Here is a 26,102-nt window from a genome sequence, read left to right on the forward strand (position 1 = left end):
GCTATGTCCTCTCGGATAGGAATGAATTGCGGGAAGTGAAACTAGCGTAATATTACTACATCTGCCGAAATAGTCACCTGATAGCCAAGTCCCTCTCCAGCCTCGCTTTTTAACTGTTATCCCGCTGTTTTAGGCATGTTGCCGGCTTGTCTGCCTCGGCGGGTTTTCCTCTGTTTCCCCCCTCTTTTCGGCATGGCGCATCCTCTCGTTCGGCCCGGTTGGAGGAGGAAGAATCGGCAGCCATCCCTGATGGGAGCTTGCTCTCGCTTTGCCGCCAAGATGGCTGATCTTATGCAGGGCCCCATGTATACTCGGGCCCTTGTCTTGGTCCCTGGATAGTAGAAGATGCAAGAGTATTTGGATTTCGCGGCCCGCAATCCGCTGCTGACCGCAGCCTGGTTGGGCCTGGCAGGCACACTGGTGTATACCACTGTGCGTGCTCGTTTTTCTCCGGTGAAGGCGGTCAACAACCACGCCGCTACCCTGCTTATCAACCGTGAAAATGCCACCGTCGTGGACATTCGCAGTCAGGATGAATTTGCCAAGGGCCATCTGGCCGGGGCCCATCACCTGCCGCTCGCCCAGATCCAGGCGAATAATCTGGGCCCGGTTGAAAAGCACAAGGATGCCCCCATCATAGTGGTGTGCGAGTCGGGGATGACCGCTGGTGGCGCGGGTCGCCAACTGAGCAAGGCCGGTTTCAAGCAGGTGTATGTGCTCAGCGGTGGCATGGCCCAATGGCGTGCAGACAATCTGCCGGTGACCAAAAAACGCTGATTTAAGGGCCTGCGCCCACTCATTATCTTAAAAAGGAATCAAACGAAATGGCTGACGAAATCAACAACCAGGAAGTGCAACCGGAATTCCACATCCAGCGTGTCTACACCAAGGATGTCTCCTTCGAAGCCCCGAATACCCCGCACATCTTCCAGAAAGAGTGGCAGCCGGACGTCAAGCTGGACATGGACACCAAGACCAATGTCCTGGCCGACAGCGTCTATGAAGTGGTGCTGACCCTGACTGTCACCTGCAAGCTGGAAACCGAGACTGCCTTCCTGTGTGAAGTGCAGCAAGCCGGCATCTTTACCATCGGCAACCTGCCGGAGCCGCAACTGGCCCACTGCCTGGCGGCCTTCTGCCCGAACATCCTGTTCCCGTATGCCCGCGAAGCGGTGTCCAACCTGGTGAGCAAGGGTTCCTTCCCGCAACTGAACCTGGCTCCGGTCAACTTCGACGCCCTGTTCGCCCAGCACATGGCGCAGGTACAGGCCCAGCAGGCGACTGCGGAAGCCTGATAATGGCCGACCAGATCGCAATCTCGGTCCTGGGGGCGGGGTCTTATGGCTCCGCCCTTGCCATTTCTCTGGCGCGCAATGGTCATCCGACCCTGCTGTGGGGTCACGACCCTGCCCATGTCGCCGAGCTGGAACAGGATCGCTGCAACAAGGCATTCTTGCCGGATGTCCCCTTCCCGGCCGATCTGCAACTGACGTCGGATCTACAGGCGGCGGTGCAAGCCGCTCCCGTGCTGCTGCTGGTGGTGCCGAGCCATGTGTTCGGCCAGGTACTGGCCCGGGTCAAACCCTTCCTGCGCCCGGATACCCGGATCGCCTGGGCCACCAAGGGGCTGGAGCCGGATAGCGGCCGTCTGCTGCAAGAGGTGGCGCGGGAGGTGCTGGGGGATGCCATTCCACTGGCGGTCATCTCGGGCCCGACCTTCGCCCGCGAGCTGGCCGCCGGTCTGCCGACCGCCATCTCGGTGGCCTCGACCCACGACGACTTTGCCGACGATCTCTCCCACCTGCTGCACTGCGGCCGCTCGTTCCGGGTCTATACCAATCCGGACTTCATCGGTCTGCAGCTGGGCGGGGCGGTCAAGAACGTCATCGCCATCGGTGCCGGTCTCTCTGACGGACTCGGCTTTGGCGCCAACGCCAGGACCGCGCTCATCACCCGGGGCCTGGTAGAGATGCAGCGTCTGGGCGCTGCGCTGGGTGCCGACGCCAAGACCTTCATGGGGATGGCGGGGCTCGGGGATCTGGTGCTTACCTGTACCGACAACCAGTCGCGCAACCGTCGCTTCGGGCTGGCCCTCGGGGCCGGCAAGGATGTGAACACCGCCATGACCGAGATAGGCCAGGTGGTGGAAGGCTATCGCAACACCAAGGAGGTGCATCTGCTGGCGGCCCGCTGTGGCGTCGAGATGCCCATCTGCGAGCAGATCTTCAAGGTGCTGTACGAAGGCAAGAATCCGAAAGAGGCGGCCATCGCCCTGCTGTCGCGAGACAAGAAGGACGAGTGATCCGCCCGCTGCAGAATGCAAAAGGCCCCGCCAGCTGGCGGGGCCTTTTCTTTGCCGCATGTCTTTGCGACAGCGGCAGCAAATCAGTAGTAGGAGTGATCGCCGCGCTGGTGCTCGGTGGCATCCTTGACGCCGTTGAGTTCGCCCGGGAATTTCTCCAGCAACTGCTTCTCGATCCCCTCTTTCAGGGTGTAGTCGACCATGGAGCAACCGTTGCAACCGCCGCCGAACTGCAGGATGGCCAGTTTGTCGTCGGTCAGCTCGACCAGGGTGACCTTGCCGCCGTGACCGGCCAGCATGGGGTTCACCTCGGACATCAACACGTATTCGATACGGTCGATCAGCGGGGCGTCGTCGGCCACTTTGCGCATCTTGGCGTTGGGGGCTTTCAGGGTGAGCTGGGAGCCCATCTGATCGGTGACGAAGTCGATGGTGGCATCCACCAGGAAGGGGGCGCTCAGGGGATCGACCAGGCAGTCGAAGCCGCTGAAGGGCAGGTGCTGATCTTCCGGATCGACCGCGTCGGGTGGGCAATAGGATACGCCGCACTCGGCATTCTGGGTTCCCGGATTGACCACAAACACCCGGATGTTGGTGCCATCAGGCTGCTTCTCCAGCAACTTGCGGAAGTGGGCCTGGGCGGTGTCGGAAATGCTGATCATCACTATCCTCATAAACCTGAGTGTACGACTAGGGTATTCATGATAACTCGCTTGGCGGGGCTTGGGTAGCGTGCCGATGGCGAGCCTGTGAGCCCGGGCGTATCGGAATCATGCCGCCAGCGGACTCCCGGGCCGGATCCCTGCCCGGTTATTTCAGGTGTCGGAGGGTACGGCAGATGGCCCACACCTCTACCGTAGTGACGCCGTGCTCATGAAGCAACCGGGTGAGCTGACCTGCGGTGGCGCCCGTGGTGACCACATCATCGAGCAGTGCCACATGCCGGTAGTGGTGAGGTGCCATTTCGAAGGCGCCACGCAGATTGCGTCGCCGCTGGCCGGCACTGAGCCGGGTCTGTTGCGGGGTCGACCTTGTCCGGCACAGTACGCGGGTGTCGCAAGGAATGCCGGTGAGTGCGCTCAGGGCATGGCCGATTTCTTCTGCCTGGTTGAAGCCTCGCCACCACTGGCGCCACCAGTGCAGGGGAACCGGAATGATGACCTGCGGCGGGTTGGCGAGATCCAGATGGTCTGCCAGCAGGCGGGCAAGCAGCGGCGCGAGCAGGATCTGACCGGAATACTTCAGCCGGGGGATGAGTTGGGTATAAGGTGCCTGATAATCGCCGATCACCTGCAAACGCTCCCAGGGGGCGGGTCTGCGCTGGCAGCGTCCGCACAGCAGTTCGCTCTCGCGATGTTGCTCCGGCAGCGGTGCTGCACACATCAGGCATCGTCTGTCGTGTTGGCGCTGGGCGTGGCGGCACCAGGAGCACAACAAGGGCGTGTCGTCACAGGGTTGGCGACAGAGCAGGCACAGACCGAGCCAGTCGGACTGGGTGCCAAGGATCGGACTTGCTTTGGCGAGCAGCCGCTTTAACATGCAGGCTCCAAGCAGATAAACAGGGATCTTGAGTCTAGATGAGCGTATCGGTTGAGCGGTTTGGCCAGGGCCCGGACCTGGTGTTGTTGCATGGCTGGGGCATGAACGGGGCCGTCTGGCACGGTATTGCCCAAGAACTGGCTGCCCACTATCGGCTGCATCTGGTGGACCTGCCCGGCTTTGGCAACAGCCCCCTGCAAGCAGGGACAGACTACACCCTGCCCTGGCTGGCAGAGCAGGTGGCGGCCATATTGCCTGAAAAATGCCATCTGCTCGGCTGGTCCCTCGGTGGTCTGGTGGCGAGTCAGTTGGCGCTGACCATGCCTGAACGCCTTCACTCTCTCATTACCGTAGCCAGTTCTCCCTGCTTCATGGCCCGCGACGAGTGGCCCGGGATTGCCCCCAAGGTGCTGGCGGGGTTCAACCAGATGCTGGCCGGCGACTTCATGCAGACCATAGAGCGCTTCCTCGCGATCCAGGCCATGGGCAGCGAGCACGCCAGAAATGACATTCGCCAGTTGCGTCACTGGCTGGCGGAGCGACCCGCTCCCCGGCTTGCGGCCTTGGAGGCGGGTCTGGGCCTGTTGGCCGAGGTCGATCTGCGGGATGAACTGATCGGCCTGGATCTGCCCTGGCTGCGTCTTTACGGCAGGCTGGATACCCTGGTGCCGAAGGCCGCCATTCCCTTGCTGGATGCGCGTTACCCTGCCAGCCACAGTCTGGTGCTGGAGAAGGCATCCCATGCCCCCTTCATCTCCCATCCAGAGCAGTTCATCACCCTCCTGCGGCAGTTCATTGACTGAGATTTGAGCGGCAGGCTTCAATAACTCGTCAGGTTGATGGATAATTAGCCAACCCTACAGAGGAGTGTGCCAATGCGTATCGAATCAGCCATGACGGCGGGCGTGCAGGGGTTCCAACGGGCCGAGCAGTTGGCGGGCCAGGCTTCCAGCCAGATCGCCCGTCTCAATACGCCAGCGGGTGATCAGGTGCAGTTGCCGGATGAACTGGTGAATCTCAAGGCGGCCGAGCTGCATGCCGGGGCATCCGCCAAGGTGATCCAGACGGCCAGCGACATGCTGGGCACCCTGATCGATATCCGGGTGTGACATGAACATCAACGTCAGTCTGCCGACCATCATTCCGAATCAACTGCAGCCGCAGACGGAATCGGCACAGACTGACAACCGCCGCGCAGAACTGGTGCCCCCCAGCCGCCAGAGCGAGGCGTCCAACGCCGAGTCCGGAGTCGGCTCCCAGAAAGAGAGATCCCGGGCCGCCCAGGCCAATCCCGCCGCCCCATCCTCGTCCACGAAAGAGAACGGCCAGACCGGCCCCGTGATGGTGGCGCACCGTTTTGTCGAGGCAACGGGGGAGGAGGGGGAGCGTCGACAACGTCAGGAGGGTGAACAGCAGGAGCAGCAAAAGCAGCAGCGTCAGGTGGCTGCGCTGGTCGAACGGGATCTCGAAGTTCGCAAGCACGAACAGGCTCACCAGGCAGCCGGCGGCGAGCATGCGGGGAGCCCTACCTACCAGTTTTCCCGTGGGCCGGATGGCAAGCGTTATGCCACCGGGGGGGAGGTGGTCATCGACACGGGGACCATTCCCGGGGATCCCGCCGCGACCATCGCCAAGATGCAGCAGGTGCGTGCCGCTGCACTGGCTCCCGATGAACCATCGTCACAAGACATGAGTGTGGCCCGCGCCGCCTCTGGCAAGGAGGCACAGGCCCGCAAGGATCTGATGACCCTCAGGCAGGAAACCACAGGCCCGCTCGGTGCTTATATGGACAATCGAAACCAGGTGATTGCCAGGCACTATCAGCAAGCGGTGAGGCCAGCCTCCCCGCATAGCCTGAGTCAGGACGTTTGATCCCGCTCAGTACAGGCATGAAAAAGCCCCTTTCGGGGCTTTTTTGCATTCTGGGGGCTTATTTCTTCAGTTTCGACAGGGCAGCCGCGAAGGCGTTGCCCATGGCACCCTCGGTCGGAGCGCTCTGACGGGGCGCCTGTTTCGGTCGGGCGTTGCCAGTGTGACGCGGCTCGGCCGTTTTGCGTGCAGGCTGGCCGGCTTTTTCATCCAGACGCATGGTCAGACTGATGCGTTTGCGCGGTACGTCGACTTCCAGCACCTTGACCCGGACGATGTCACCGGCCTTGACCACCTCGCGGGGATCCTTGACGAAGCGATCGGTGAGGGAAGAAATGTGCACCAACCCGTCCTGATGGACGCCGATGTCGACGAAGGCGCCGAAGTTGGTGACGTTGGTGACCACACCCTCCAGCACCATCTCGGGCACCAGATCGCTGATTTTCTCCACCCCTTCCTTGAAGGTGGCGGTCTTGAACTCGGGACGCGGGTCGCGGCCGGGCTTGTCCAGCTCGCCAATGATGTCGGTGACGGTAGGCACCCCGAACTGATCGTCGGTGTAGTCGGTGGGCTTGAGGGTGCGCAGCAGGCTGCTGTTGCCGAGCAGGCTGTCCACGGTCTGCTCCAGCTTGGCGAGGATCCGCTCCACCACCGGGTAGGATTCCGGGTGCACCGCCGAGCCGTCCAGCGGGTTGCTGCCGCCCCGAATGCGCAGGAAGCCGGCGCATTGCTCGAATGCCTTGGGCCCGAGTCGGCCAACTTTCAGCAACTGCTGACGACTCTTGAAGGCGCCGTTCTCGTCGCGGTAGGCGACGATGTTCTGGGCCAGGGTCTGGGAGAGGCCGGAAACCCGGTTGAGCAGGGCGACCGAGGCGGTATTCACATCCACCCCCACCGCGTTCACGCAATCCTCGACCACCGCGTCGAGGCGGCGGGCCAGCTGGCTCTGGCCGACATCGTGCTGGTACTGGCCCACACCGATGCTCTTGGGATCGATCTTGACCAGCTCGGCCAGGGGATCCTGCAACCGGCGGGCGATGGAGACGGCGCCGCGAATGGAGACGTCGAGATCCGGGAATTCCTGGGAGGCGAGCTCGGAGGCGGAGTAGACCGATGCCCCCGCTTCACTCACTACTATCTTCTGTGCCTTGGCGGCCGGGTAGCGCTCGAACAGATCGCTCACCAGGCGGTCGGTTTCCCGGGATGCGGTGCCGTTGCCGATGCTGATGAGCTCGACCTTGTGCTTCTGGCACAGCTCGCTCAGGGTCTTGAGACTCTGGTCAACCTGGCGTTTGGGTTCGAACGGATAGATGGTCGCGTGATCGACCAGCTTGCCGGTGGCATCCACCACCGCCACCTTGACCCCGGTGCGAATGCCGGGATCCAGCCCCATGGTGCAGCGCATGCCGGCCGGTGCCGCCATCAGCAGATCCTTGAGGTTCATGGCGAACACCTTGATCGCCTCCTCCTCCGCTGACTCGCGGATACGGCCGATCAGCTCGGTTTCCATCTGCAGGGAGAGCTTGATCTTCCAGGTCCAGCTCACCACCCCCTGCAGCCACTTGTCGGCCGGGCGGTGTTGCAGGTTGAGTCTGAGGTGATGGGCAATGATCCCTTCGCAGGGGCTGGTACCCTCATCCTCGCCGGTGACCAGCGCCAGGTTGAGGATCCCCTCGTTGCGGCCGCGCAACATGGCCAGCACCCGGTGGGAGGGGGCCTTGTGCAGGGGTTCGTCGTGTTCGAAGTAGTCCTTGAATTTGGCCCCTTCCTGCTCCTTGCCGGCCACCACGCGGGCACGCAGGGTGGCGTTGTGCCACAGGTAGTCCCGCAACTTCTCAAGGAGATCGGCCTGCTCGGCGAAGCGCTCCATCAGGATGTAACGGGCACCGTCGAGGGCGGCCTTGCCGTCGGTGATCCCCTGCTCGGCATTGAGGAAGCGAACCGCCTCTTGCTCGGGATCCTTCATGGGGTCACCCAGCAGCAAATCCGCCAGTGGCTCCAGCCCCGCCTCGATGGCCATCTGCCCCTTGGTGCGCCGCTTGGGCTTGTAGGGGAGGTAGAGGTCTTCCAGCCGGGTCTTGCTGTCGGCATCGTTCAGCTCGCGGGCCAGCTCGGGGGTCAGTTTGCCCTGCTCTTCAATGGAGCGCAGGATCACCTGGCGGCGATCCGCCAGTTCACGCAGGTAGCCGAGGCGGCTCTCCAGGGTACGTAGCTGGCTGTCGTCCAGACCGCCGGTCACCTCTTTGCGGTAACGGGCGATGAAGGGAACGGTCGCGCCTTCGTCCAGCAGGCGAACGGCTGCCTGCACCTGTTCCGGGCGGGCATTCAGCTCACCGGCGATCTGATGTTCTATTACGTGGCTTTGCATCGAGGGTCTCTTGGTCGGGTCCTGTCTAACTGGCCAGCGTGGGGCTATGTCGCCGAACAGGGGGTCTGTCCTGGCGATAGTTTAGATACCTGCCAGGCCACTGCCGCGCGGGCCGGTTCGCGCCGCAAGGCGCCGGGTGTGAGCACTATATGGGGTCGGGCAGCGGGATGCCACCCCGGCAGAAATGACGTTTCTCATACCCGGTGGGCGGACATGCTCGGTCTCTCCTGGCCTTGTCAGCCGATTTGGCAGTGAGGCTAGGCCTGGCTTATTTGGGATAGCTGATCTCATTGATGTACCAGCAGGCGTCACCCACTGGCGTTTGCACCATGGCTTCATCGCCCACCTCTTTCTTGAGCAGGGCGCGGGCCATGGGGGAGTCGATGGAGATGTAATCCTTGCGGCCGAAGATCTCGTCATAGCCGACAATGCGAAAGCGCTTGGTCTCACCCTCGTCGTTTTCCACCTCGACCCAAGCGCCGAAGAAGACCTTGCCCTCCTGGGAGGGGGAGTAGTCGACTATGGTCAGCTCTTCCAGGCACTTGCGCAGGTAGCGAACCCGGCGGTCGATCTCCCGCAGGCGTTTCTTGTTGTACTGGTAATCGGCATTCTCGCTGCGATCACCCAGGCTCGCCGCCCAGGCCACTTTTTTGGTGACATCGGGCCTCTCCTCCCGCCAGAGCATGTCGTGCTCCTGCCGGAGCCTGGTGTAGCCTTCACGGGTAATGAGTTTGGTTTTCATGGAGTTATCACTCCCTCGCCAATTGCATCCGGTTGCTCGGGATCTTAGTCATTGTCGCCGCGCTGTCGAGCAAAAAGCAGAGCTGGTCATCCGTCCTTCCCGGCTCCGGGGCCGAATGAGGGCAATAACCGGTAACATATTTATGCTTTGTGGTTGCAGGGGGCGGCTCTAGTATGAGGGGAGACAGAAAAGAGAGGTGGCAATGAGTCAGCAATACAAGGTCCTGGTGGTGGACGACGATCTGAAACTGCGTTCCTTGCTGGAGCGCTACCTCACCGAGCAGGGGTTTGTAGTGCGAGGTGTCGCCAACGGGGAGCAGGCCGATCGCCTGCTGACGCGTGAAAACTTCAGCCTGATGGTGCTTGATCTGATGCTGCCGGGGGAAGACGGCCTCTCCATCTGCCGCCGCCTGCGCGAGGCCGGCAACCAGATCCCTGTCTTGATGCTCACCGCCAAGGGGGACGAAGTGGATCGCATCGTCGGTCTGGAGATGGGGGCCGACGATTATCTGCCCAAGCCGTTCAACCCCCGTGAGCTGCTGGCCCGGATCCGCGCCGTGCTGCGCCGCCATACCGTGGAGCTGCCCGGCGCCCCTTCCGCGGCGGAGAAGATGGTGAGTTTCGGGGCCTACCAGCTCAATCTGGCGACCCGTGAACTGAGCCGTGATGGCGAACCGGTTGCCCTGACCAGCGGGGAGTTCGCCGTGCTCAAGGTGCTGGTGAGTCATCCTCGCGAACCGCTCTCCCGTGACAAGCTGATGAACCTGGCCCGTGGCCGCGAGTACACGGCCACCGAGCGCAGCATTGATGTGCAGGTCTCCCGCCTGCGCCGCCTGCTGGAACAGGACCCGGCCCAGCCTCGCTATCTGCAGACCGTCTGGGGTCTGGGGTATGTGTTCGTACCGGACGGTGAGAACGCATGAAGAAAGTGGGCAGCATGTTCTCCCGCATGCTCTGGTTTCTGGCTGCCGTGCTGGTGGTCTATCAAGTCGTCTCCTACGTTACCTTCTACAACTACCTGCTGGCGCCGACCGTCAAGCAGATCAGCCACCTGCTGGCAAACCAGGTCAAGCTCATCTTTCCGGTGGACAACAACCAGCTGGCGCTCAGTGAAGATGCCGAGGCGCTGGTCTATGTGACCACTGGCAGCGACATCTATACCCAGAGCGAGGCGGAGCAGCACGGGCTGAATGATTCCAAGCCCTACCCTTATCTGGAGCAGAGCATCAGCCGCGAATTGAAAGGGGATACCAGGGTCAGAGTTGAAATCCAGGATCACTACATCATCTGGATCCAGCCTCCCCAGGCCAGCCAGATGTGGGTGCGCATTCCCCTGACTGAAATTGAAGATGACGACATCGAACCGCTCATCCTCTATATGAGCGTCTTGCTGGTGGTGACCCTGTTTGCAGCCTGGCGTTTTGCCCGTCAGCTGGTGCGACCGCTGGAGGATCTGGAAGCGGGGGCCGTGGCGGTGGCGCGTGGCAACTTTCCCGATGCCCTGGGGGAGCAGGGCTCGCGGGAGGTGCGCCGCCTGACCCGCACCTTCAACCACATGTCGAGCTCCATCAAGGGGCTGATCGAGGAGCGCAACCTGATGATGGCCGGGGTATCCCACGATTTGCGCACCCCTCTCACCCGCATTCGTCTCGCGACCGAGATGATGTCCTCGGGGGATGAGTACCTCAAGGAGAGCATCAATGCAGACATCGATGAGTCGAACGGTATCATTGATCAGTTCATCGACTACATTCGCCCGAACGAGGGGCTCGATGCCCGGCCCGTCGACCTGACCCAGCTCATTCACGATGCGTTGCTGATGCAGACCGATCAGGGACTGGAAGTGGAGCTGCTCCTGCCGGAGGAGGCGGTGCGTGTGGCCTGCCATCCCATCAGCATTCGCCGTATCCTCAACAATCTGTCGGGCAACTCCCTGCGCTATGGCGCGACCCGGTTGCAGGCCGAGCTCAGGGATGATGGCCACTGGGTGCGGCTGCGACTCTCCGACAATGGCCCGGGGATTGCAGAAGAGGACTACTCCCGGGTGCTCAAGCCCTTCACCCAGGGCAATGTGGCGCGCACCGGTGGCGGCAGCGGGCTGGGGTTGGCCATCGTTGCCAAGATAGTCTCCCAGCATCACGGCACCATCAGGTTGGGGCGCTCCGAACTGGGGGGCTTGCAGGTGGAGATCCGGCTACCCAAGAACCAGCCGCTAGAGTGGATGGATTGAAAGCAGGGCGTATCGAGAGATGCGCCCTTTTGTCTGTCAGGCGTGGGGGTCGCTCACCTTGCGGTAGCGCTTGCCATATTTGAGTTGCTGGATAAGCAGGGCGGCGACGATGAGAGCCAAGCCGATGGGGGTTGCCGGGTGAATGGTTTCGCCGATCAACAGGTTGAGCAGCACCAGAGAGGCAAACGGCGAGATGAAGATGAGGTTACTGATGGGGGCTGTGTTGGTGGCGTGGCGCAGGGCCATCAGCCAGAGCACGAAACCGAAGCCCATCTCGAACAGCCCCACATAGATGGCGCCAGCCCATCCCTGCCAGGCGGTCATGGCAAAGTCCGAGAGCAACCAGGTCGCCACGATGATGAAGGGCAGGCTGATGAGGAAGCCGAGCAGCAGGCTGACGACGGGATCCCCCTGATTGCGGGTGTTGAGGATCCAGTAACCGGCCCAGATCAGGGTCGACACCAGCGCCAGCGTGACGCCGAGGGGGCTGTCGAACTGCAGACCGAACACGTCCCCCCTGGTGGCGATCACCAGGGCGCCGAAATAGCCGAGCACGATGGCGACGCCATCGCGGCGGCGCAGCTTTTGACCGAGGAAGGGAACGGCCAGCAGGCTGAGGGTGATGGCCCAGGTGTAGTTGAGAGTCTGTGCCTGCTGGGCGGGCAGCAGATCATATGCCTTGAACAGCAGCAGGTAATAGAGGAAGGGGTTCAGGACCCCGAGAGCGAGGTAATAGAGGGGGCGACTCTTGATGTAGTCGAGCAGTAGCGGCAGTTTGCCCTGACAGGCCACGATGCACCCCAGGGTCAGGGTCGAGGTGCAGGCCGCGACCAGCAGCAGCTGTACCGGTTCAAAGTAGGCGAGGGAGATCTTGAAGGCGCTGGCCACCGTGGACCAGAGGGCGACGGCACAGAGCCCGTACTGGTAGGCTTTCTTCTGATTCTTGAGCATGGGATGCGTTCCGCAAACTGGGGCGAGGGCGCAGTCTATCAGCCTGTTTGCAACATTGTCGTTACCGTCTCGCCGATGGCGATGATTTGATCGCCTGGAGATCCATCTGCCACACAACATTGCGCACAATCTGTCCGCCTTCACTTGCGTGAGTGGAAAAAATCCGTATAATCACCTCTGCTTGCCCATGAGGCAGCCAGACGATATGTCTGCTTGCTGAGCTTCCCGTTTACGAGTTGCCAGCCATACAGTCCTCCCGATATGGGAGGAAACGTGAAAAATCACACCTCTGGCGGGAGTAGTCCCGGTCGGGCGGTGTTGATTTATGTTCTTTTATCTATTGGAGCTCTGTCAATGCAGAACCAAAGAATCCGTATCCGCCTGAAGGCTTTTGATCATCGCCTGATCGATCAATCCACTGCGGAAATCGTTGAAACTGCTAAGCGCACTGGCGCGCAGGTTCGCGGTCCTATCCCGCTGCCGACTCGCAAAGAGCGTTTCACCGTTCTGATCTCCCCGCACGTCAACAAAGACGCGCGTGATCAGTACGAGATCCGCACTCACAAGCGTCTGGTAGACATCGTTGAGCCGACTGACAAGACCGTAGACGCTCTGATGCGTCTGGATCTGGCAGCTGGTGTAGACGTCCAGATCAGCCTGGGTTAATTACGGAAAGAGGTTGATAACAATGACAATCGGTCTTGTAGGTCGCAAAGTGGGTATGACTCGCATCTTCACTGAAGATGGCGTTTCTATCCCGGTGACTGTTATCGAAGTTGAAGCTAACCGTGTAACTCAGGTCAAATCTGTAGAAACCGACGGCTACAACGCTATTCAGGTTACCACTGGCGCCAAGAAAGCCAGCCGCGTAACCAAGCCGGAAGCTGGCCACTTCGCCAAAGCTGGTGTAGAAGCCGGTCGCGGTCTGTGGGAATTCCGCCTGAACAACGGTGAAACTTTCACTGTTGGTAGCGAGCTGAAAGTAGATCTTCTCGCTGACGTTAAGCTGGTAGACGTTACCGGCACATCCAAGGGTAAAGGTTTTGCCGGTACTGTTAAGCGCTGGAACTTCCGTACCCAGGATATGACCCACGGTAACTCCCTGTCCCACCGTGTACCTGGCTCCATCGGTCAAAACCAGACCCCGGGCCGTGTATTCAAGGGCAAGAAGATGGCTGGTCACATGGGTGCTGAGCGTGTAACGACTCAGAACCTGGAACTGGTTCGTGTTGACGCTGAACGCAACCTGCTGCTCATCAAAGGCGCAGTACCGGGTGCAACCAACGGCAACGTGATCGTTAAACCTGCCGTCAAAGCGTAACGTCTGAGGAGATAGTAATGGAATTGGTAATGAAAGACGCCAAGAGCGCTCTTGAAGTTTCCGAGACTACCTTCGGGCGCGAATTCAACGAAGCTCTGGTTCACCAGGTTGTCGTTGCATATGCCGCTGGTGCCCGTCAGGGTACTCGTGCGCAGCTGACTCGCTCTGAAGTGTCTGGTGGCGGCAAAAAGCCGTGGCGTCAGAAGGGTACTGGTCGTGCCCGTGCTGGCTCCATCCGTTCGCCCATCTGGCGTTCCGGTGGTGTGACCTTTGCTGCTAAGCCGCAAGATCACAGCCAGAAAGTAAACAAGAAGATGTACCGCGGCGCTATCCGTAGCATCCTGTCCGAGCTGGTACGTCAAGAGCGCCTGATCGTTGTTGAGAAGTTCGGCATCGAAGCGCCGAAGACCAAAGAACTGATCGCCAAGCTGAAAGAAATGGAACTGACTGACGTTCTGATCGTGACTGCTGAAGTCGATGAGAACCTGTTCCTGGCTGCTCGTAACCTGTACAAAGTTGACGTGCGTGACGTTGCCGGTATCGACCCGGTCAGCCTGATCGCTTTCGACAAGGTTCTGATGACTGCTGACGCAGTTAAGCAAATCGAGGAGATGCTGGCATGATCCGTGAAGAGCGTCTGCTGAAAGTTCTGAAGGCTCCGCACATCTCTGAAAAGAGCACCATGGTCGCAGAAAAGCAGAACACTATCGTGTTCAAAGTTGCTGTTGATGCCACCAAGGCGGAAGTCAAAGCTGCAGTTGCGAAACTGTTCGAGGTCGAAGTTGAGACCGTCCGTACCCTGAACATGAAGGGTAAGACCAAGCGCGCAGGTGCACGCGTAGGCCGTCGTTCCGATTGGAAAAAGGCTTATGTGACCCTGAAAGCTGGTCAGGACATCGACTTCATGGGCGCAGCCGAGTAAGAGGAGTTCTGAAAAATGGCAATCGTTAAGTGCAAGCCTACTTCTCCGGGCCGCCGCCACGTCGTCAAGATCGTCAACCAAGAGCTGTACAAGGGCAAGCCCTTCGCCGCTCTGCTGGACAGCAAAAGCAAGTCCGGTGGCCGTAACAACAACGGTCGTATCACCACTCGTCATATCGGTGGTGGTCACAAGCAACACTACCGTCTGATCGACTTCAAGCGCGACAAAGACGGCATTCCGGCCAAAGTTGAGCGTCTGGAATACGATCCTAACCGTACCGCAAACATCGCCCTGGTGCTGTATGCAGACGGTGAGCGTCGTTACATCCTGGCCCCGAAAGGCCTGAAAGCTGGTGATGCAATCGCCTCTGGTGCTGATGCTGCCATCAAGGTAGGTAACACCCTGCCGATGCGCAACATCCCGGTCGGTTCTACCGTTCACGCCGTTGAGATGAAGCCTGGTAAAGGTGCCCAGCTGGCTCGTTCCGCTGGTACTTTCATCCAGATCCTGGCTCGTGAAGGTAACTATGTAACTCTGCGTCTGCGTTCCGGCGAAGTACGTAAAGTTCTGGCCGAGTGCCGCGCTACCATCGGTGAAGTGGGTAACTCCGAGCACATGCTGCGTCAACTGGGTAAAGCCGGTGCTAACCGCTGGCGTGGTATTCGTCCGACCGTTCGCGGTATGGCGATGAACCCGGTTGATCACCCGCACGGTGGTGGTGAGGGTCGTAACAAGGGCATGCAGCCTGTGTCCCCATGGGGCCAGAAGGCTAAGGGCTTCAAGACCCGTAAGAACAAGCGTACCGACAAGTACATCGTACGTCGTCGTAACAAGTAATTGTTAACATAGAGGAATCACCATGCCACGTTCTCTCAAGAAGGGTCCATTTATCGACCTGCACTTGCTGAAGAAGGTAGAGAAAGCGGTGGAAAGCGGGGATAAAAAGCCGGTTAAGACCTGGTCCCGTCGTTCAATGATCATCCCGAACATGATCGGTTTGACCATCGCTGTCCATAATGGTCGTCAGCACGTTCCGGTTTTCGTTACCGAAGAAATGATCGGTCACAAACTGGGTGAATTCGCACCGACTCGTACTTATCGCGGCCATGCTGCTGATAAGAAGGCTAAGAAGCGCTAAGGGATAAATGATGGAAGCTATCGCTAAACACCGTTATGCCCGTACTTCTGCCCAGAAAGCTCGTCTGGTAGCCGATCAAGTACGTGGTCTGTCCGTAGACAAGGCTCTGAACATCCTGACCTTCAGCCCGAAAAAGGCTGCTGTTCTGGTGAAGAAAGTGCTGGAATCTGCCATTGCCAACGCTGAGCACAACGAAGGTGCCGATATCGACACCCTGCGTGTTGCCACCATCATGGTAGACGAAGGTCCCTCCATGAAGCGCATCCGCCCGCGTGCCAAAGGTCGCGCGGATCGTATCCTCAAGCGTACCGCTCACATCACTGTAGTGGTATCCGACGCTAAGGCTGGGAGATAAGCAATGGGTCAGAAAGTACATCCTAATGGCATTCGCCTGGGTATTACCAAGCCTTGGAATTCTACCTGGTTCGCGAACACCAAAGACTTCGCTGACAACCTGTACAGCGATTTCCAAGTACGCCAGTTCCTGACCAAGGAGCTGAAAAACGCTTCCTTGTCCAAGATCACTATCGAGCGTCCGGCCAAGAGCATCCGTGTGACCATTCACACCGCTCGTCCGGGTGTCGTGATCGGCAAGAAAGGCGAAGACGTTGAAAAACTGCGCAAAGCTGTAGCCGCAATCGCTGGCGTGCCTGCTCAGATCAACATTTCCGAAGTCCGCAAGCCGGAGCTGGATGGCAAACTGGTTGCCGACAGCATCACTTCCCAGCTGGAGCGTCGCGTAATGTTCCGTCGTGCTATGAAGCGCGCCGTACAGAACGCCATGCGCCTGGGTGCCAAGGGCATCAAAGTGGAAGTTTCCGGTCGTCTGGGCGGCGCTGAAATCGCGCGTACCGAATGGTACCGTGAAGGTCGTGTGCCCCTGCACACCCTGCGCGCCGACATCGACTACGCAACTTCTGAAGCCCACACCACTTACGGTGTGATCGGCGTTAAAGTTTGGATCTTCAAGGGCGAAGTTCTGGGCGGTCTGGCTGCAGTCAATGCTGCCGCTGCTCAAGAGCAAGCTCCTGCGAAGCCCAAGCGTGACAACAAGCGCCGCGCTGCCAAGTAAGGAGATTCGGTAAATGTTGCAACCTAAGCGTACTAAATTCCGCAAGACCCACAAGGGTCGTAACCGCGGTCTGGCCAATGCCGGTAACGAAGTATCCTTCGGTACCTTTGGCCTGAAGGCGACATCTCGTGGTCAACTGACTGCTCGTCAAATCGAAGCAGCCCGTCGTGCCATGACCCGTCACGTTAAGCGTCAAGGCAAGATCTGGATCCGTGTGTTCCCGGACAAGCCCATCACCGAAAAGCCCCTCGAAGTTCGTATGGGTAAAGGTAAGGGTAACGTGGAATACTGGGTTTGCCCGATCCAGCCTGGCAAGGTTCTGTACGAGATGGATGGTGTACCTGAGGCTCTGGCGCGTGAAGCGTTTGCCCTGGCCGCAGCTAAGCTGTCTGTTCAGACCACTTTCGTAATTAAGACGGTGATGTGATGAAAGCCCAAGATCTGCGTCAAAAGAGCGTCGAAGAACTGAACCAGGAGCTGCTGGGTCTGCTGCGTGAGCAATTCAACATGCGCATGCAAGCTTCCACCGGCCAGCTGGCTCAGACTCACACTCTGAAACAAGTGCGTCGTGACGTCGCACGTATCAAGACTGTACTGACTGAGAAGGCAGGTGCGTAATGACTGACAAGATCCGTACTCTGCAAGGTCGTGTAATTAGCGACAAGATGGACAAGTCCATCACCGTCGCTATCGAGCGCAAGGTAAAGCACCCGATCTACGGTAAGATCATCAAGCGCACTACCAAGCTGCACGTGCATGACGAGAACAACGAGTGCAAGGCTGGCGATCTCGTGGAAATCCGCGAGTGCCGCCCGCTGTCCAAGACCAAGTCCTGGACCCTGGTTGCTGTCGTAGAAAAGGCCTAATTCGGTACTTTTTAGCCCAAACGGCCCCCCATCGGGGCCGTTTGTTTTTTAGGCTACCTTTTCAAAAATAGCTGTGTTATAGTTTCGCGCCTTTTGAAGGCAGCCAGATCCCATCAGGGATAAGAAGTAAACAAAGCGGAGCACTAAGATGATCCAGATGCAAAGTATGCTGGGTGTTGCCGACAACTCCGGCGCTCGCAGTGTAATGTGTATTAAGGTTCTGGGTGGTTCGCACCGCCGTTATGCCGGCATCGGCGACATCATCAAGGTTTCCATCAAGGAAGCCATTCCTCGCGGTAAAGTGAAGAAAGGTGATGTGTATAACGCGGTGGTCGTACGCACCCGTAAAGGCGTTCGTCGTCCGGACGGCTCTGTCATCCGTTTCGACAACAATGCGGCTGTGTTGCTTAACAACAACCAACAGCCAATCGGTACTCGTATTTTTGGCCCGGTGACCCGTGAACTCCGTAACGAGAAGTTCATGAAGATTGTGTCCCTGGCACCCGAAGTACTGTAAGGAGTCGAACGATGGCAGCTAAAATCCGTCGCGAAGACGAAGTAATTGTTCTTACCGGCAAAGACAAGGGCAAGCGTGGCAAAGTCACTCAAGTCCTGATTGCAAAAGGTAAGGTAATCGTGGAAGGCATCAACCAGGTGAAGAAACACCAAAAGCCGGTACCCGCACTGGGTCAGGCTGGCGGCATCGTCACCAAAGAAGCCCCCATCGATGTATCTAACGTCGCGCTGTTCAACTCTGCCACTGGCAAGGCTGACCGCGTTGGTTTCCGGATTGAAGACGGCAAGAAAGTCCGTTTCTTCAAATCCACCGGCGAACTTGTGAAGTAATTGGAGTTTAACGATGGCGAAACTGCATGATTACTACAAATCCGATGTAGTAAATGAACTGTCCAAGCAGTTCGGTTACAAGACTATCATGCAAGTCCCTCGGATCGAGAAAATCACCCTGAACATGGGTGTTGGTGAAGCGATCTCTGACAAGAAATTGCTGGAAAATGCTGCTGCCGATATGGCTGCCATTTCCGGTCAGAAGCCGCTGATCACCAAAGCACGCAAATCTGTTGCGGGCTTCAAGATTCGTGAAGGCTACCCGATAGGTTGTAAAGTAACCCTGCGTGGCGAGCGTATGTGGGAGTTCCTGGAACGGCTGATTTGCATCTCCGTACCGCGTATCCGTGATTTCCGTGGTCTGAACGCCAAGGCGTTCGATGGCCGTGGTAACTACTCCATGGGCGTGCGTGAGCAAATCATCTTCCCGGAAATCGACTATGACAAGGTCGATCGCGTCCGTGGTCTGGATATCACCATCACCACTTCCGCGAATACCGACGAAGAAGGCCGTGCTCTGCTGGCTGCCTTTAACTTCCCATTCCGCAAGTAAGGTTAGGGTTATGGCTAAAACATCCATGAAAGCACGTGAAGCAAAGCGTGCGAAGCTGGCAGCCAAGTTCGCGACCAAGCGTACCGAGCTGAAAGCTATCATCGTTGATATGAACGCTTCTGAAGAAGCGCGTTGGGATGCTGTCTTGCAACTGCAACAGCTGCCCCGTGATTCCAGTCCGTCCCGCCAGCGTAACCGTTGCAACATCACTGGTCGTCCGCACGGTTTCCTGCGGAAGTTTGGCCTCTCTCGCATCAAGGTGCGTGAGCATGCCATGAAGGGCGAAATTCCGGGCCTCAAAAAGGCCTCTTGGTAAGAATCTCGGGAGTTAGACTATGAGCATGCAAGATCCGATCGCGGATATGCTGACCCGCATCCGTAACGGTCAGGCGGCGAGCAAAGTTGCGGTTTCCATGCCTTCTTCCAAGCTGAAAGTGGCTATCGCCAAAGTGCTGAAAGAAGAAGGTTACATCGCTGGCTACAACGTAGCTGGTGACGTGAAACCGGAACTGGAAATCGAACTGAAGTATTTCCAGGGCAAGCCGGTTGTAGAACTGATCCAACGCGTGAGCCGTCCCGGCCTGCGTATTTACAAGCGCACTACTGATCTGCCGAAAGTCATGGGCGGTCTCGGTGTTGCTATCGTGTCCACGTCTAAAGGTGTGATGACCGACCGTGCTGCCCGCAAGGCAAGCATGGGTGGTGAGATCATCTGCTACGTCGCTTAATAGGAGGTCGGAAATGTCTCGCGTTGCTAAGGCACCCGTCACTATTCCTGCTGGCGTAGAGGTGACTCTGAACGGCCAAGAACTGTCCATCAAAGGTGGCAAGGGTTCCCTGGTTCGTTCCATCCACGCTGGTGTAGAAGTGACCAAAGAAGACAATGTACTGAAGTTCGCCCCGCGCGACGGCATCGCTGGTGCTGACGCTCAGGCCGGTACTGCCCGTGCATTGGTCAACAACATGGTAGTCGGTGTTACCCAAGGCTTCGAGCGCAAGCTGCAGCTGGTTGGTGTAGGTTACAAAGCCTCCATCAAGGGCAATGCTGTTGCGCTGGCACTGGGCTTCTCTCACCCGGTAGAGCATGCGCTGCCGGCTGGTGTCACCGCTGAATGTCCGTCCGCCACCGAGATCGTTCTGCGTGGTGTGGACAAGCAGCTGGTTGGCCAAGTCGCCGCCGATATCCGTGCTTACCGCGCTCCGGAGCCCTACAAGGGCAAGGGTGTACGCTATGCCAACGAGCAAGTGCGTACTAAAGAAGCTAAGAAGAAGTAAGGTAACACTATGGACAAGAAAGCAGCTCGTCTCCGTCGTGCTACTCGTGCTCGGAAAAAGATGCAGGAACTGGGAGCTACCCGTCTGGTTGTTCACCGTACCCCGCGTCATATCTATGCGCAGGTTATTGCAGCCAACGGTTCCGCAGTTCTGGCCTCTGCTTCCACAGTAGAGAAAGCCATCAGTGAAGCTCTGAAATACACCGGTAACGCAGATGCTGCTACCGCTGTAGGTAAGGCTATCGCTGAGCGTGCTATTGCCAAAGGCGTTCAGAACGTATCTTTCGATCGTTCCGGTTTCAAGTATCACGGTCGTGTAGCCGCTCTGGCTACCGCTGCTCGTGACGCTGGTCTTCAGTTCTAAGCTAGGAGTCGAAGATGGCTAAAGTCGAATCTCAAGCCGGCGAACTGCAAGAAAAGCTCATTGCAGTAAACCGTGTTTCGAAAACTGTTAAAGGTGGTCGTATCATGTCCTTCACCGCGTTGACCGTGGTGGGTGATGGTAACGGCCGTGTAGGTTACGGTTACGGTAAGGCCCGTGAAGTTCCGGCCGCCATTCAAAAGGCGATGGAACAGGCTAAGCGTAACCTGAACAAGGTTGAGCTGAACAACGGCACCCTGCACCACCCGGTGCGTGGCGTTCACTCTGGTTCCACCGTGTTCATGAAGCCGGCCTCCCAAGGTACTGGTATCATTGCAGGCGGCGCCATGCGTGCCGTACTGGAAGTTGCTGGTATCCACAACGTGCTGGCCAAGACCTACGGTTCCACCAACCCAATCAACGTTGTTCGCGCAACTGTCGACGCTCTGGTTCACGGTCAATCACCGGAACAGATCGCGGCCAAGCGTGGTCTGCGCGTTGAAGAAATTCTGGGGTAATGCGACATGGCTAACACTGTAAAAGTAACTCAAACTCGCAGCTCTATCGGCCGTCTGCCAAAGCACAAGGCGACTCTGCGTGGTCTGGGTCTGCGTCGCATTGGTCACACCGTTGAGCTGGAAGATACTCCCTGCGTACGCGGCATGATCAACCAGGTTTATTACATGGTTAAGGTGGAGGGCTAAGCATGCGTCTGAATACTCTGTCTCCGGCCGCTGGCTCCAAGCGCGTCAAGCACCGTCCGGGCCGTGGTATCGGTTCTGGTCTGGGCAAGACCGGTGGTCGTGGTGTTAAAGGTCAAACCTCTCGTTCCGGTGGCGGCAAGGTCCGCAACGGTTTCGAAGGCGGCCAGATGCCTTTGAAAATCCGTCTGCCGAAGTTCGGTTTCTTCTCTCGCAAATCTTTGGTTTCTGCCGAAGTGCGCCTGAACGAAATCGCCCTGGTAGAAGGTGATGTGGTCGACGTGAGCACTCTGAAGCAAGCCGGTGTTATTACCAAAAACATCGTGTTCGCTAAAGTTGTTCTGTCTGGCAACATTGACCGTGCTGTGACCGTTCGTGGTCTGTCCGTCACCAAGGGTGCACGTGCAGCCATCGAGGCCGCTGGCGGTAAAATCGAGGAATAATCAGTACAATGGCTAAGAAACCAGGATTGGATGTTAAAGCACAAGGTGGTCTGAGCGAATTGAAGAGCCGTCTGCTCTTCGTTCTCGGGGCAATTATCGTGTTCCGTGCAGGCTCTTATGTGCCGATCCCTGGTATTGACGCCGCCGTACTGGCCGAGTTGTTCCAACAACAGAAGGGCACCATCATTGAGATGTTCAACATGTTCAGTGGTGGTGCACTCTCGCGTGCTTCTATTCTTGCACTGGGGATCATGCCGTACATTTCGGCGTCGATCATTATCCAGTTGCTGACTGTGGTTCACCCTGCTCTTGCTGAACTCAAGAAAGAAGGTGAATCCGGCCGTCGCAAGATTAGCCAATATACCCGTTGGGGCACGCTGGTTTTGGGAACGTTCCAGGCCATTGGTATTGCAACCGGTCTGCCGAATATGATGCAAGGACTCGTGACTCATCCGGGTTTGGGCTTCTATTTCACAGCCGTTGTGAGTCTGGTCACCGGTACCATGTTCTTGATGTGGTTGGGTGAACAGATTACCGAGCGTGGGATTGGTAATGGTATCTCGTTGATTATCTTCACAGGTATCGTCGCCGGTCTGCCTCATGCCATTGGCGCTACGGCCGAACAGGCACGTCAAGGGGAATTGCACATCCTGCTGTTGTTGTTGCTGGGCTTGATTGTTTTCGCTGTGACTTACTTTGTGGTGTTCGTGGAGCGTGGTCAGCGTCGTATCGTCGTTAACTATGCCAAGCGTCAACAAGGCCGCCAAGTATTCGCTGCGCAAAGCACACACCTGCCGTTGAAAGTGAATATGGCCGGTGTGATTCCTGCGATTTTCGCATCCAGCATCATCCTCTTCCCGGGTACCATTACCTCCTGGTTTGGTCAGGGCGAGGGCAAGATCGCTGACATCCTGCAACAGGTCTCTATGGTCCTGCAGCCGGGTCAGCCCTTGTACGAGATGCTCTATGCAGCAGCCATTATCTTCTTCTGCTTCTTCTATACCGCGCTGGTGTTCAACCCCCGCGAGACAGCAGATAACCTGAAGAAGAGTGGAGCCTTTATCCCGGGGATCCGCCCGGGCGAGCAGACAGCACGTTACATCGATAAGGTTATGACTCGCCTGACATTGGCAGGTGCGCTCTATATTACCTTTATCTGTCTGGTACCCCAGTTCCTGATGACTGCCTGGAACGTACAGTTCTACTTCGGTGGCACCTCGCTGCTGATTATCGTGGTAGTTATCATGGACTTCATGGCTCAGGTTCAGACCCATATGATGTCTCATCAATATGGCGACGTCCTGAGGAAGGCCAACCTGAAGGGCTACGGCCGCTAAAGGTCGGCGTAGTTACGGAGTTAAGCAATGAAAGTTCGTGCTTCCGTTAAGGCAATCTGCCGTAACTGCAAAATCATCAAGCGTCACGGTGTGGTGCGTGTGATTTGCAGCGAGCCAAAGCATAAACAGCGCCAAGGCTAATTTTTTACGGTTAGTACTTGCAACAAATAGTTGTGCTGGCTAATATAGCCAGCCAACTTTTGTTGTGTATTGGTTGACCGCCACGTATCCGCTCACGGGCTTTGTGGTGGTCGTTATCTACTATATGTAGGAGTGAATAGTGGCCCGTATCGCTGGCATTAACATTCCTGACCATAAGCATGCAGTCATTGCGTTGACTGCTATTTATGGCGTCGGTCGTACCCGCTCCAAGGCCATCTGTGCCGCAGCCGGTATCGCTGAGAATGTGAAAATTAAAGACCTGGACGAAGCTCAGATCGAGAGTCTGCGTGAACAAGTAGGTAAATTCACCGTCGAAGGTGACCTGCGTCGTCAGATTTCCATGAACATCAAGCGATTGATGGATCTGGGTTGCTACCGTGGTTTGCGTCACCGTCGTAGCCTGCCTGTTCGTGGTCAACGTACCAAGACCAACGCTCGTACCCGTAAGGGTCCGCGCAAGGCTATCAAGAAGTAACGGGAAGGTAGAAAATGGCTAAAACTCCGACTCGTGCTCGCAAGCGCGTTAAAAAGCAAGTGAGCGACGGTATTGCGCACGTTCATGCATCTTTCAACAACACAATCGTGACCATTACTGACCGTCAGGGCAATGCTCTGTCTTGGGCTACCTCTGGTGGTTCCGGTTTCCGTGGTTCCCGTAAGTCCACTCCGTTTGCTGCCCAGGTAGCTGCTGAGCGTGCTGGTGAGATCGCCAAAGAATACGGCGTGAAGAACCTGGAAGTCATGGTCAAAGGTCCGGGTCCCGGTCGTGAGTCTTCCATCCGCGCTCTGAACGCGGCTGGTTTCCGCATCACTAACATTACTGATGTGACTCCGATCCCGCACAACGGTTGTCGTCCTCCCAAGAAGCGTCGCGTGTAACGCTGTAGCTACTTGGTCTAGGATTGTTGGAGAAAGAAGATGGCAAGATATATCGGTCCTAAGCTTAAGCTTAGCCGTCGTGAGGGCACCGACCTCTTCCTGAAGTCTGGTGTTCGTGCGATTGATTCTAAGTGCAAGATTGACACCGTTCCTGGTCAACACGGTGCGCGTAAAGCGCGTCTGTCCGACTACGGTGTGCAACTGCGCGAGAAACAAAAAGTACGTCGTATCTACGGCGTATTGGAAAAACAGTTCCGCAACTACTACCGCGACGCTGCCCGTCAAAAGGGTAACACCGGTGAAAACCTGTTGCAGCTGCTGGAAGGTCGTCTGGACAACGTCGTCTACCGCATGGGCTTCGGCGCCACTCGTGCTGAATCTCGTCAGCTGGTGAGCCACAAAGCCATCATGGTAAACGGCCGCGTTGTGAATGTTCCTTCTTTCCAGGTATCCCCTGAGGACGTGATCTGCGTTCGCGAGAAGGCTAAGAAGCAAGCGCGTATCAAAGCTTCCCTGGAAGTTGCTGGTCAGCGCGAGAAGCCGACTTGGGTAGAGGTTGACGCTGCTAAGATGGAAGGTGCCTTCAAGCGCCTGCCGGAGCGTTCCGACCTGTCTGCCGACATTAACGAACAGCTGATCGTCGAGCTTTACTCCAAGTAAAGCTAGCTTCTAAAGAGAGGACACAATGCTGGGTTCTGTAACAGATTTTCTTAAACCGCGGCTAGTTGACATCGAGCAAGTTAGCCCGACTCACGCGAAAGTGACTCTCGAGCCGCTTGAGCGTGGCTTTGGCCACACGCTGGGCAATGCCCTGCGTCGTATCTTGCTGTCATCTATGCCCGGTTGTGCGGTTACTGAAGTCGAGATCGACGGAGTACTGCACGAGTACAGCAGCAAAGAAGGTGTACAGGAAGACATTCTTGAAATCCTGCTCAACCTGAAAGGTATCGCTGTGAAGCTGGAAGGCAAGGACGAGGTAACTCTGTCCCTGACCAAGTCTGGAACAGGCCCCGTTACCGCTGGTGATATCACTCACGGTGATGAAGTCGAGATCGTAAACCCGGAGCACGTAATCTGCCACCTGACTGGTGCAAATGCTGAGATCAGCATGCGCCTGAAAGTTCAGCGCGGTCGTGGTTATGTGCCTGCTTCTGCTCGTGTTCACAACGATGATGAAGAGCGTCCTATCGGTCGCCTGCTGCTGGACTCCGCGTTCAGCCCCATCGTTCGCATCGCCTACAATGTCGAGGCGGCACGTGTGGAACAGCGCACCGACTTGGACAAGCTGGTTATCGACATGGAGACCAATGGTACTCTGGATCCGGAAGAAGCCATCCGTCGTTCCGCCACTATTCTGGCAGAGCAACTGGAAGCCTTCGTGGATCTGCGCGATGTCAGCGTGCCCGAGAAGAAAGAAGAGAAACCCGAGTTTGATCCGATTCTGCTGCGTCCTGTCGATGATTTGGAGCTGACAGTTCGTTCAGCGAACTGTCTGAAGGCAGAAGCTATCCACTATATTGGTGATCTGGTACAGCGTACCGAAGTTGAGTTGCTTAAGACTCCTAACCTCGGTAAGAAGTCCCTGACTGAGATCAAGGACGTGTTGGCCTCCCGTGGTCTGTCTCTTGGCATGCGCCTTGAGAACTGGCCGCCCGCCAGCATCGCTGACGAGTAATCCAGATTACGGGTTTCACAGATTTAGTTAGAAGGATAAGGTCATGCGCCATCGTTTGAGTGGTCGTCAACTGAACCGGAACAGCAGCCATCGTCAGGCTATGTTCCGCAACATGGCCAGCTCCCTGGTTCGTCATGAGATCATCAAGACGACTCTGCCTAAGGCAAAAGAGCTGCGTCGTGTAGTTGAACCGCTGATCACCCTTGCCAAGACTGATAGCGTTGCTAATCGTCGCCTGGCATTTGCCCGTACTCGCGATAACGCGATCGTGGCTAAGCTGTTCAATGAACTGGGCCCGCGCTACCTGGAGCGCGCCGGCGGTTATACTCGCATTCTGAAATGCGGTTTCCGTGCTGGTGACAACGCTCCTATGGCTTACATTGAGCTGGTAGACCGCCCGGCCGCTGCTGAAGCAGCTGCTGAGTGATAAAAGAAAAAGCCGGGCTTGTCCCGGCTTTTCTTTTGGTGGATTCTGATACTGCCTCTACTGCCTCTACTGCCTCTACTGCCTCTACTGCCTCTACTGCCTCTACTGCCTCTACTGCCTCTACT

Annotated in this window: 41 protein-coding genes; 36 read left to right on the forward strand and 5 right to left on the reverse strand. The window is 57.5% G+C overall.

Annotated elements, in window-relative coordinates; translation table 11 throughout:
• The first annotated feature begins 345 nt into the window (after positions 1–345).
• Genes BGO64_RS07165 through gpsA form a run of 3 tightly spaced genes read left to right on the forward strand, consistent with a single transcriptional unit; the run spans position 346 to position 2,302 of the window.
• Positions 346–777 carry a rhodanese-like domain-containing protein gene (locus BGO64_RS07165; protein WP_010672546.1) on the forward strand — a complete coding sequence of 144 codons (432 nt, stop codon included), beginning with the start codon at positions 346–348 and terminating at the stop codon, positions 775–777.
• A gap of 47 nt (positions 778–824) precedes the next feature.
• The gene (gene secB / locus BGO64_RS07170; RefSeq protein ID WP_010672547.1) at positions 825–1,295 is read left to right on the forward strand and encodes a protein-export chaperone SecB; all 471 of its coding nucleotides are present in this window, start codon (positions 825–827) and stop codon (positions 1,293–1,295) included.
• Positions 1,296–1,297: 2 nt separating this feature from the next.
• Positions 1,298–2,302 (forward strand): NAD(P)H-dependent glycerol-3-phosphate dehydrogenase, encoded by a 1,005-nt coding sequence (gene gpsA, locus BGO64_RS07175; protein ID WP_045522395.1) that lies wholly within the window; start codon positions 1,298–1,300, stop codon positions 2,300–2,302.
• An 83-nt stretch (positions 2,303–2,385) separates the two neighbouring features.
• Here the strand turns inward: gpsA and nfuA are convergent, their stop codons facing one another.
• A complete protein-coding gene (gene nfuA, locus BGO64_RS07180; protein WP_010672549.1) occupies positions 2,386–2,964 on the reverse strand; it encodes a Fe-S biogenesis protein NfuA in 579 nt (192 codons plus the stop codon).
• Between the two features lie 148 nt (positions 2,965–3,112).
• Positions 3,113–3,841 carry a ComF family protein gene (locus BGO64_RS07185; RefSeq protein WP_286700401.1) on the reverse strand — a complete coding sequence of 243 codons (729 nt, stop codon included), beginning with the start codon at positions 3,839–3,841 and terminating at the stop codon, positions 3,113–3,115.
• A 38-nt stretch (positions 3,842–3,879) separates the two neighbouring features.
• Here BGO64_RS07185 and bioH point away from each other — a divergent pair, with 38 nt between their 5' ends.
• From bioH to BGO64_RS07200, 3 genes are all read left to right on the forward strand, one after another.
• On the forward strand, positions 3,880–4,644 hold the full coding sequence (bioH, locus tag BGO64_RS07190; RefSeq protein ID WP_041212176.1) for a pimeloyl-ACP methyl ester esterase BioH: 765 nt from the start codon (positions 3,880–3,882) through the stop codon (positions 4,642–4,644).
• A gap of 72 nt (positions 4,645–4,716) precedes the next feature.
• The gene (locus BGO64_RS07195; protein WP_286700402.1) at positions 4,717–4,950 is read left to right on the forward strand and encodes a flagellar biosynthesis protein FlgE; all 234 of its coding nucleotides are present in this window, start codon (positions 4,717–4,719) and stop codon (positions 4,948–4,950) included.
• A gap of 1 nt (position 4,951) precedes the next feature.
• Complete coding sequence (locus BGO64_RS07200; RefSeq protein ID WP_103244085.1) at positions 4,952–5,713, forward strand: putative metalloprotease CJM1_0395 family protein; 762 nt, start codon at positions 4,952–4,954, stop codon at positions 5,711–5,713.
• A gap of 58 nt (positions 5,714–5,771) precedes the next feature.
• Here the strand turns inward: BGO64_RS07200 and BGO64_RS07205 are convergent, their stop codons facing one another.
• Together BGO64_RS07205 and greB are read right to left on the reverse strand one after the other, a co-directional pair.
• Entirely contained in the window at positions 5,772–8,078 is a 2,307-nt protein-coding gene (locus BGO64_RS07205; RefSeq protein ID WP_286700403.1) for a Tex family protein, read from the reverse strand.
• A 268-nt stretch (positions 8,079–8,346) separates the two neighbouring features.
• On the reverse strand, positions 8,347–8,820 hold the full coding sequence (gene greB, locus BGO64_RS07210) for a transcription elongation factor GreB (protein WP_039039492.1): 474 nt from the start codon (positions 8,818–8,820) through the stop codon (positions 8,347–8,349).
• A gap of 202 nt (positions 8,821–9,022) precedes the next feature.
• Between greB and ompR the strand changes: the two genes are divergently transcribed.
• Positions 9,023–9,742: an osmolarity response regulator transcription factor OmpR gene (gene ompR, locus BGO64_RS07215; RefSeq protein ID WP_010672556.1), complete on the forward strand. Its 720-nt coding sequence runs from the start codon at positions 9,023–9,025 to the stop codon at positions 9,740–9,742.
• Positions 9,739–11,049, forward strand: coding sequence for a two-component system sensor histidine kinase EnvZ (gene envZ, locus BGO64_RS07220; protein WP_010672557.1), 1,311 nt, complete (start codon positions 9,739–9,741; stop codon positions 11,047–11,049). Before ompR ends, envZ begins: the two co-directional genes overlap by 4 nt.
• A gap of 36 nt (positions 11,050–11,085) precedes the next feature.
• Here envZ and BGO64_RS07225 read toward each other — a convergent pair whose 3' ends face one another.
• A complete protein-coding gene (locus BGO64_RS07225; RefSeq protein WP_048209251.1) occupies positions 11,086–12,000 on the reverse strand; it encodes a DMT family transporter in 915 nt (304 codons plus the stop codon).
• Positions 12,001–12,354: 354 nt separating this feature from the next.
• On the opposite strand from BGO64_RS07225, the gene rpsJ reads away from it, so the two are divergent.
• The 28 genes from rpsJ to rplQ all read left to right on the forward strand — a co-directional run bounded on the left by rpsJ (position 12,355) and on the right by rplQ (position 25,977).
• Positions 12,355–12,666, forward strand: a complete 312-nt coding sequence (rpsJ, locus tag BGO64_RS07230) for a 30S ribosomal protein S10 (RefSeq protein WP_005307944.1) — start codon at positions 12,355–12,357, stop codon at positions 12,664–12,666.
• 22 nt (positions 12,667–12,688) lie between these two features.
• Positions 12,689–13,321, forward strand: coding sequence for a 50S ribosomal protein L3 (rplC, locus tag BGO64_RS07235; protein WP_010672559.1), 633 nt, complete (start codon positions 12,689–12,691; stop codon positions 13,319–13,321).
• A 17-nt stretch (positions 13,322–13,338) separates the two neighbouring features.
• Positions 13,339–13,944: a 50S ribosomal protein L4 gene (gene rplD, locus BGO64_RS07240; RefSeq protein WP_005340616.1), complete on the forward strand. Its 606-nt coding sequence runs from the start codon at positions 13,339–13,341 to the stop codon at positions 13,942–13,944.
• A complete protein-coding gene (rplW, locus tag BGO64_RS07245; RefSeq protein ID WP_005307955.1) occupies positions 13,941–14,243 on the forward strand; it encodes a 50S ribosomal protein L23 in 303 nt (100 codons plus the stop codon). Before rplD ends, rplW begins: the two co-directional genes overlap by 4 nt.
• Before the next feature lie 15 nt (positions 14,244–14,258).
• On the forward strand, positions 14,259–15,080 hold the full coding sequence (gene rplB, locus BGO64_RS07250; protein WP_010672560.1) for a 50S ribosomal protein L2: 822 nt from the start codon (positions 14,259–14,261) through the stop codon (positions 15,078–15,080).
• A 22-nt stretch (positions 15,081–15,102) separates the two neighbouring features.
• The gene (rpsS, locus tag BGO64_RS07255; RefSeq protein WP_005307960.1) at positions 15,103–15,381 is read left to right on the forward strand and encodes a 30S ribosomal protein S19; all 279 of its coding nucleotides are present in this window, start codon (positions 15,103–15,105) and stop codon (positions 15,379–15,381) included.
• 10 nt (positions 15,382–15,391) lie between these two features.
• Complete coding sequence (rplV, locus tag BGO64_RS07260; protein ID WP_010672561.1) at positions 15,392–15,736, forward strand: 50S ribosomal protein L22; 345 nt, start codon at positions 15,392–15,394, stop codon at positions 15,734–15,736.
• A gap of 3 nt (positions 15,737–15,739) precedes the next feature.
• Positions 15,740–16,453, forward strand: a complete 714-nt coding sequence (rpsC, locus tag BGO64_RS07265; protein ID WP_005331168.1) for a 30S ribosomal protein S3 — start codon at positions 15,740–15,742, stop codon at positions 16,451–16,453.
• Positions 16,454–16,466: 13 nt separating this feature from the next.
• Entirely contained in the window at positions 16,467–16,880 is a 414-nt protein-coding gene (gene rplP, locus BGO64_RS07270) for a 50S ribosomal protein L16 (protein WP_010672562.1), read from the forward strand.
• Positions 16,880–17,071, forward strand: a complete 192-nt coding sequence (rpmC, locus tag BGO64_RS07275; protein WP_005307965.1) for a 50S ribosomal protein L29 — start codon at positions 16,880–16,882, stop codon at positions 17,069–17,071. Before rplP ends, rpmC begins: the two co-directional genes overlap by 1 nt.
• Complete coding sequence (gene rpsQ, locus BGO64_RS07280) at positions 17,071–17,319, forward strand: 30S ribosomal protein S17 (protein WP_005307966.1); 249 nt, start codon at positions 17,071–17,073, stop codon at positions 17,317–17,319. The genes rpmC and rpsQ overlap by 1 nt, the downstream gene beginning before the upstream one ends.
• A gap of 148 nt (positions 17,320–17,467) precedes the next feature.
• Positions 17,468–17,836 carry a 50S ribosomal protein L14 gene (gene rplN / locus BGO64_RS07285; protein WP_005307975.1) on the forward strand — a complete coding sequence of 123 codons (369 nt, stop codon included), beginning with the start codon at positions 17,468–17,470 and terminating at the stop codon, positions 17,834–17,836.
• Positions 17,837–17,847: 11 nt separating this feature from the next.
• A complete protein-coding gene (gene rplX, locus BGO64_RS07290; RefSeq protein ID WP_005307977.1) occupies positions 17,848–18,165 on the forward strand; it encodes a 50S ribosomal protein L24 in 318 nt (105 codons plus the stop codon).
• Positions 18,166–18,178: 13 nt separating this feature from the next.
• Positions 18,179–18,718, forward strand: a complete 540-nt coding sequence (rplE, locus tag BGO64_RS07295) for a 50S ribosomal protein L5 (RefSeq protein ID WP_005331162.1) — start codon at positions 18,179–18,181, stop codon at positions 18,716–18,718.
• Positions 18,719–18,728: 10 nt separating this feature from the next.
• Positions 18,729–19,034, forward strand: coding sequence for a 30S ribosomal protein S14 (rpsN, locus tag BGO64_RS07300; RefSeq protein ID WP_005331161.1), 306 nt, complete (start codon positions 18,729–18,731; stop codon positions 19,032–19,034).
• 19 nt (positions 19,035–19,053) lie between these two features.
• Positions 19,054–19,446, forward strand: a complete 393-nt coding sequence (gene rpsH, locus BGO64_RS07305; protein WP_010672564.1) for a 30S ribosomal protein S8 — start codon at positions 19,054–19,056, stop codon at positions 19,444–19,446.
• Between the two features lie 13 nt (positions 19,447–19,459).
• Positions 19,460–19,993: a 50S ribosomal protein L6 gene (rplF, locus tag BGO64_RS07310; protein ID WP_010672565.1), complete on the forward strand. Its 534-nt coding sequence runs from the start codon at positions 19,460–19,462 to the stop codon at positions 19,991–19,993.
• Between the two features lie 9 nt (positions 19,994–20,002).
• Positions 20,003–20,356, forward strand: a complete 354-nt coding sequence (rplR, locus tag BGO64_RS07315) for a 50S ribosomal protein L18 (protein ID WP_286700404.1) — start codon at positions 20,003–20,005, stop codon at positions 20,354–20,356.
• 14 nt (positions 20,357–20,370) lie between these two features.
• Positions 20,371–20,871, forward strand: coding sequence for a 30S ribosomal protein S5 (gene rpsE, locus BGO64_RS07320; protein WP_005340605.1), 501 nt, complete (start codon positions 20,371–20,373; stop codon positions 20,869–20,871).
• A gap of 6 nt (positions 20,872–20,877) precedes the next feature.
• Positions 20,878–21,057 carry a 50S ribosomal protein L30 gene (gene rpmD, locus BGO64_RS07325; protein ID WP_005307985.1) on the forward strand — a complete coding sequence of 60 codons (180 nt, stop codon included), beginning with the start codon at positions 20,878–20,880 and terminating at the stop codon, positions 21,055–21,057.
• Positions 21,058–21,059: 2 nt separating this feature from the next.
• Positions 21,060–21,497, forward strand: a complete 438-nt coding sequence (rplO, locus tag BGO64_RS07330; RefSeq protein ID WP_005307987.1) for a 50S ribosomal protein L15 — start codon at positions 21,060–21,062, stop codon at positions 21,495–21,497.
• An 8-nt stretch (positions 21,498–21,505) separates the two neighbouring features.
• A complete protein-coding gene (secY, locus tag BGO64_RS07335; protein ID WP_010672567.1) occupies positions 21,506–22,834 on the forward strand; it encodes a preprotein translocase subunit SecY in 1,329 nt (442 codons plus the stop codon).
• A 27-nt stretch (positions 22,835–22,861) separates the two neighbouring features.
• The gene (gene rpmJ, locus BGO64_RS07340; RefSeq protein WP_005319705.1) at positions 22,862–22,975 is read left to right on the forward strand and encodes a 50S ribosomal protein L36; all 114 of its coding nucleotides are present in this window, start codon (positions 22,862–22,864) and stop codon (positions 22,973–22,975) included.
• A gap of 139 nt (positions 22,976–23,114) precedes the next feature.
• Positions 23,115–23,471, forward strand: a complete 357-nt coding sequence (gene rpsM / locus BGO64_RS07345; protein ID WP_005307991.1) for a 30S ribosomal protein S13 — start codon at positions 23,115–23,117, stop codon at positions 23,469–23,471.
• 14 nt (positions 23,472–23,485) lie between these two features.
• The gene (gene rpsK / locus BGO64_RS07350) at positions 23,486–23,875 is read left to right on the forward strand and encodes a 30S ribosomal protein S11 (protein ID WP_005319702.1); all 390 of its coding nucleotides are present in this window, start codon (positions 23,486–23,488) and stop codon (positions 23,873–23,875) included.
• A gap of 39 nt (positions 23,876–23,914) precedes the next feature.
• Complete coding sequence (rpsD, locus tag BGO64_RS07355) at positions 23,915–24,535, forward strand: 30S ribosomal protein S4 (protein ID WP_010672568.1); 621 nt, start codon at positions 23,915–23,917, stop codon at positions 24,533–24,535.
• Positions 24,536–24,560: 25 nt separating this feature from the next.
• On the forward strand, positions 24,561–25,550 hold the full coding sequence (locus BGO64_RS07360) for a DNA-directed RNA polymerase subunit alpha (protein ID WP_005307997.1): 990 nt from the start codon (positions 24,561–24,563) through the stop codon (positions 25,548–25,550).
• A 43-nt stretch (positions 25,551–25,593) separates the two neighbouring features.
• Positions 25,594–25,977 carry a 50S ribosomal protein L17 gene (gene rplQ / locus BGO64_RS07365; protein ID WP_005307999.1) on the forward strand — a complete coding sequence of 128 codons (384 nt, stop codon included), beginning with the start codon at positions 25,594–25,596 and terminating at the stop codon, positions 25,975–25,977.
• Positions 25,978–26,102 lie beyond the last annotated feature (125 nt).

It is taken from the genome of Aeromonas sp. 62-46, from assembly GCF_001898585.1.
Taxonomy (GTDB): Bacteria; Pseudomonadota; Gammaproteobacteria; order Enterobacterales; family Aeromonadaceae; genus Aeromonas; species Aeromonas caviae.